Origin of the sequence: Pseudomonas sp. FSL R10-0399, from assembly GCF_009600165.1 — a bacterium.
GTDB lineage: Bacteria > Pseudomonadota > Gammaproteobacteria > Pseudomonadales > Pseudomonadaceae > Aquipseudomonas > Aquipseudomonas helleri.
This window is the reverse complement of sequence record NZ_WIWK01000198.1, coordinates 1-5,150: the sequence shown is the minus strand read 5'-3', so window position 1 is coordinate 5,150 and position 5,150 is coordinate 1. Positions and strand designations below refer to the sequence as shown.

The following is a 5,150-nucleotide window of genomic DNA, read 5'->3' as shown; positions in this document are numbered from 1 at the left end:
GCCGTTCGACCTGAACCTGCTGCGCAGCGCCCGGCAACTGCGGGTCGGCGCCGAGCAAAGCCTGCTCGAAGCCCTGGAAGCTGCCGGGCTCAACGTGCCGAACCTGTGCCGTGGCGGTGTGTGCGGCCAATGCAAAGTGCGCCACAGCGGTGGCGTCATCGAGCACCGCGACAGTTATCTGAGCCCCGCCGAGCAAGCCGAATTCTTAATGCCCTGCGTCTCGCGCGGCCACCCTTGCGTCTCGCTGGATCTCTAGGAGGAATCGACCATGCTCACCCCATCAAGCCCCGTGCTCAGCTACCGCGACGACTTCAGCTTTCGCAATAGCCCGGCCGCCATTCGCCGCTTCCCTTTCCCGTTCACCGAGGACAGCTACCTGTACTCGGTGAACATCGAACCCGCCACCTCCCGTGACCCCGGTTCGATTTATCACTGCACGTTCGACATCGACGAACACTACCGCTCGGAAATGGCCGAACGCGCCCAGGTGCTGGACAAAGACCCGCGCCGTTATCTGGTCCTGCCGCACATGCAGGTGGCCGCCTGGGATGCCCTGCAACTGCTGATGGAAAGCCTTGCCGCCGATTACCCGCAGTGGTTCGTGCTCAACCGTGATGGCGAGCGCTGGCACTGGCGCAACCTGTTGCTGGACATTGATCAGCACTTTGTTTTCGGTGACGCCAGCAGCTTGCCGTGCGAACCGCTGGAGTTTATCGGGCGCCAGGTGCAAGGCGACTTCGCCCTGCTCGATCAACGCGACAACGACTTGTTTATGGACGCCGGCATCGTCACCAGCCCGGCCGACTGGTCGCTGGCCTTTGACGCTGGCATGAGCTTCAAACAGTGGCATTCGCCGGTGCCAATGGCCCATCAAATGGGCATTTTCGAACGGGCCCTGAAATACCTGCTCAACCTGCAAACAGGCCAGCCGGTTCGGCGCCTGAACTGGACGCTGACGATCAAGCCGCGCCTGGATTCATCGCCCGAGACCTTTCACGAATGGGGCGCCGACCGCGGCCGCATCACCGCTGACAACGTCGGCCAGGAGGTGCACCTGCGCGTCGAGCTGCAAGTGATGCTGCGCCTTCCGCGCAGCAACGCGGTGATGTTCAGCATTCGCACCTACCTGATCAGCCTGCAAGAACTGGTGACTCAGCCCGGCTGGGGTTGCCGCCTGCACCGGGTGCTGCGCGACCTGCCCGAGCCGATTGCCGATTACAAGGGCATGACCCGCTACCGCCAGACCCTGGTCGAGTGGCTGGCGCAATTCGATCCGCAGAGTTGACCTCTGCCTCCTGACCCCTTCCTCCAGACAAGGATTTTCACATGGCACATTCATGGCGTATTTCTGCACTGGCCGAGCGTCACCGCGCACTCGGCTCCCACCTCGAAGACTGGAACGGCATGGGCACCGCCTGGACCTATGCCAGCCCGCTGGCCGATCACCATGAGGCGATCCGCACCCGCGCAGGCTTGATGGACGTCTCGGGGCTGAAAAAAGTCCACTACGTCGGCCCGCATGCCGAAAGCCTGCTGCAATGGGCGACCACCCGCGACATCGCCAAGCTCTACCCCGGCAAGTCGGTGTACGCCTCGATGCTCGACGAAGAAGGCAAGTTCGTCGATGACTGCATCGTTTACCGCACCGGGCCCAACGCGTTCATGGTGGTGCACGGCGCAGGCACCGGCTACGAAATGCTCGTGCGTTCGGCGCAAGGTCGGCAAGTGGCGGTGCTGTTCGATGACGACCTGCACGACCTGTCGTTGCAAGGGCCGCTGGCGGTAGATTTTCTGGCGGAATACGTGCCGGGCATTCGCCAGCTGCCGTACTTCCACCACCTGCAAACACGCCTGTTTGACCGCCCGGTGATGATTTCCCGGACCGGCTATACCGGCGAGCGCGGCTACGAGATCTTCTGCAAGGCCGCCGACGCACCGGCCATCTGGGACGCGATTGTCGAGCACGGCGCGGGCATGGGCATCATCCCGTGTGCCTTTACCGCGCTGGACTGGCTGCGGGTCGAAAGCGCACTGATGTTCTTCCCGTATGACAACTCGCAAATGTACCCCTTTGCCGACCAAAAGGCCGGGGACACCCTATGGGAGATGGGCCTGGACTTCACCGTATCCCCCGACAAACGCGAGTTTCGCGGCGCCGAAGAGCACTTTCGTTTACGCGGCAAAGAACGCTTCAAGATCGCTGGCGTGCTGCTCGACGGCGAACGCCCCGCCGAGGCGGGCGACACCCTGTGGCAAGGCGACAAACAGGTCGGGGTCATCACCTGCGCCATGTACTCGCGCCTGAGCAAACGCTCAATGGCGATAGCCCGCCTGAGCGTTGACTGCGCTACCCCCGGCACACCGTTGCAGGTGCGCGGCAGCCTCAATGCCAGCGCCGCCAGCCACGCCCTGCCCTTCGACGACCCGCAAAAAACCAAGCGCACGGCCAAAGGCTGATCCGCCCATTTTTTTACCCTCGGAGCCTTTGATGAACACTTTGACCGAACATTACATCCTCAAGATCAACTGCCCGGCGACCTCCGGCATCGTTGCTGCGATCAGCGACTGCCTGGCCCGCCAGCAGTGCTACATCAGTGAACTGGCGCAGTTTGACGACGAGTTCACCGGGCAGTTTTTCATGCGCGCGGTGTTTCGTTTCAACAACGGCGTCACCGGTGACATAGACGCCTTACGTGCCGGGCTGGGCGCTCTGGCCGGTGGTTTTGACATGCAGTGGCAACTGTTCTGCTCCAGCCAGCCCACCCGCGTGTTGTTGATGGTGAGCAAGTTCGACCATTGCCTGACCGACCTGCTGTACCGCCACCGCAAGGGCGAACTGGACATGCAGATCACCGCCGTGGTGTCCAACCATCTGGACCTGCGGGCCATGGCCGAGCGCGAAGGCATTCGCTTCATTTACCTGCCGATCACAAAAGACAGCAAGGCCCGCCAGGAAGCCGAGCTGATGCGCATTGTCGACGAGACCGGAACTGACCTGGTAGTGCTCGCGCGCTACATGCAGATCCTGTCTGACACCTTGTGCCAGCAACTGTCGGGCCGGGCGATCAACATCCACCACTCGTTCCTCCCCGGTTTCAAAGGCGCCAAGCCCTATCACCAGGCGTACGACCGGGGCGTCAAGCTGATCGGCGCCACCGCGCACTACGTGACCAGCGACCTCGACGAAGGGCCGATCATCGAGCAGGAAATCCAGCGCGTTGACCACACCCACCTGCCCGACTCGCTGGTTGCCATCGGCCGCGACACCGAAACCGTGGCCCTTTCCAAAGCGCTGAAGTACCACCTGGAACACCGGGTGTTCATCAACCAGGACAAGACAGTGATCTTTCGCTGATTTCCCCTTTTACCCGAGACACGATCATGACCTTACGCGTGGCAATCATCGGTGCCGGCCCTTGCGGCATGGCGCAACTTCGAGCCTTCCAGTCGGCCCGTGACAAGGGCGCCGAGATCCCCGAGCTGGTGTGTTACGAGAAGCAAAACGATTGGGGCGGCATGTGGAACTACACCTGGCGCACCGGCCTGGATGAAAACGGCGAGCCGGTGCACGGCAGCATGTACCGCTACCTGTGGTCGAACGGGCCGAAAGAGTGCCTGGAGTTCGCCGACTACACCTTCGAAGAGCATTTTGGTCGCCCCATCGCCTCGTACCCGCCCCGTGAAGTGCTGTGGGACTACATCAAGGGCCGGGTCGAAAAAGCCGGAGTGCGCGACTACATCCGCTTCAACAATGCGGTGCGCCAAGTGACTTTCGATGAGGCCAGCCAGCGCTTTACCGTGCAGGCCCACGACTACAACAGCGACACATTGACCAGCGAGCAGTTCGACTACGTGATCAACGCCTGCGGGCACTTTTCTACGCCCAAGGTCCCGTACTTCGAAGGCTTCGAGCAATTCGCCGGACGCATCCTGCACGCCCATGATTTTCGCGAAGCGCTGGAGTTCAAGGGCAAGGACCTGCTGATTGTCGGCAGCAGCTACTCGGCCGAAGACATCGGTTCGCAATGCTACAAATATGGGGCACGGAGCATTACCAGTTGCTACCGCACCGCGCCCATGGGCTATGCCTGGCCGGACAACTGGGAAGAAAAACCGCAGCTGCAACGCCTGGAAAACAACCGCGCCTGGTTTGCCGATGGCAGCAGCAAGCACATCGATGCGGTGATTCTGTGCACCGGCTACAAGCATCATTTCCCGTTTCTGCCTGACGAATTGAGCCTCAAGACCGACAACCGCTTGTGGCCGATGAACCTGTACAAGGGCGTGTTCTGGGAACCCAACCCGCGCCTGATCTACCTCGGCATGCAAGACCAGTGGTACTCGTTCAACATGTTCGACGCCCAGGCCTGGTACGCCCGCGACGTGATTCTGGGGCGCATCGAGTTGCCCGACCACGCCCAGCGGACCGCCGACAGCCAGCAATGGCAGGCCCGTGAACAAACCCTGGAAACCAACCAGCAGATGTTCGAATTCCAGGGCGCGTACATCCAGGAACTGGTCGACGCCACCGACTACCCGAACTTCGACATCGCGGCGGTCAATCAAACCTTCCTGCACTGGAAGCATGACAAGGCCGAAAACATCATGGGTTATCGCGACAAGTCATACCGCTCGCTGATGACCGGCACCCAATCGCCGTCTCACCACACGCCGTGGCTGCATGCGCTGGACGACTCCATGGCGGCGTATCTGGGCGAGCCGCCCACCACCATCAAGTCGGTCGGCTGACCCGGGAGCCTGTTAATGAATGCACCACGCATTTCCCGGCCCAACGAGCCCGGGTTGTTTGCCCGGGCGCCCAATCTGGAGCGCTACCGGGTGGTGGCGGGCGGCCTGACCCTGATCGCCTTGCAACCCGGTGACAGCCTGCAAGTGATCGACCTTGAAGGCCAGCAGCCCCGTGAGCTGCTGGCGCTCAATGCACAAGGCGCCAGCGCGTTAAGCGATTGGGGGCTGAGCGCATCGGCCGCCAACACTTACCTGCGCACCCGGCTGAGCGAGCCCACGCTGCAAGCCCGACGGATCACTCAAGCCCTGGGCAAACGCGCCATTGAGGCTAACAACCTGCCGCACCCGGCATTGCTCTGGGGCACCGACAGCCCGGCCGGACACCAGCAGCAGTGGGTTGC

General features: G+C 61.9%; 5 protein-coding genes and 1 pseudogene. All 6 read left to right on the top strand.

Annotation, left to right across the window (positions count from 1 at the left end):
- On the top strand, positions 1-256 hold a 256-nt coding region (locus GHO41_RS28470), incomplete at its 5' end, for a 2Fe-2S iron-sulfur cluster binding domain-containing protein (RefSeq protein WP_153435282.1).
- A gap of 12 nt (positions 257-268) precedes the next feature.
- On the top strand, positions 269-1,285 hold the full coding sequence (locus tag GHO41_RS28465; RefSeq protein WP_153373779.1) for a DUF3445 domain-containing protein: 1,017 nt from the start codon (positions 269-271) through the stop codon (positions 1,283-1,285).
- Between the two features lie 41 nt (positions 1,286-1,326).
- Positions 1,327-2,457 carry an aminomethyltransferase family protein gene (locus tag GHO41_RS28460; RefSeq protein ID WP_153329034.1) on the top strand — a complete coding sequence of 377 codons (1,131 nt, stop codon included), beginning with the start codon at positions 1,327-1,329 and terminating at the stop codon, positions 2,455-2,457.
- 31 nt (positions 2,458-2,488) lie between these two features.
- Positions 2,489-3,355, top strand: a complete 867-nt coding sequence (gene purU / locus GHO41_RS28455) for a formyltetrahydrofolate deformylase (RefSeq protein WP_153435281.1) — start codon at positions 2,489-2,491, stop codon at positions 3,353-3,355.
- Between the two features lie 26 nt (positions 3,356-3,381).
- Positions 3,382-4,749 carry an NAD(P)-binding domain-containing protein gene (locus GHO41_RS28450; protein WP_153435280.1) on the top strand — a complete coding sequence of 456 codons (1,368 nt, stop codon included), beginning with the start codon at positions 3,382-3,384 and terminating at the stop codon, positions 4,747-4,749.
- Positions 4,750-4,764: 15 nt separating this feature from the next.
- Positions 4,765-5,150: pseudogene (locus tag GHO41_RS28445) on the top strand (aminomethyltransferase); the annotation flags it as partial.

Excerpts from the sequence above, each read along its gene's own strand:
- GHO41_RS28450 (WP_153435280.1), top strand. The coding sequence starts at position 3,382 with ATGACCTTACGCGTGGCAATCATCGGTGCCGGCCCTTGCGGCATGGCG.
- GHO41_RS28460 (WP_153329034.1), top strand. The coding sequence starts at position 1,327 with ATGGCACATTCATGGCGTATTTCTGCACTGGCCGAGCGTCACCGCGCA.
- purU (WP_153435281.1), top strand. The coding sequence starts at position 2,489 with ATGAACACTTTGACCGAACATTACATCCTCAAGATCAACTGCCCGGCG.
- GHO41_RS28465 (WP_153373779.1), top strand. The coding sequence starts at position 269 with ATGCTCACCCCATCAAGCCCCGTGCTCAGCTACCGCGACGACTTCAGC.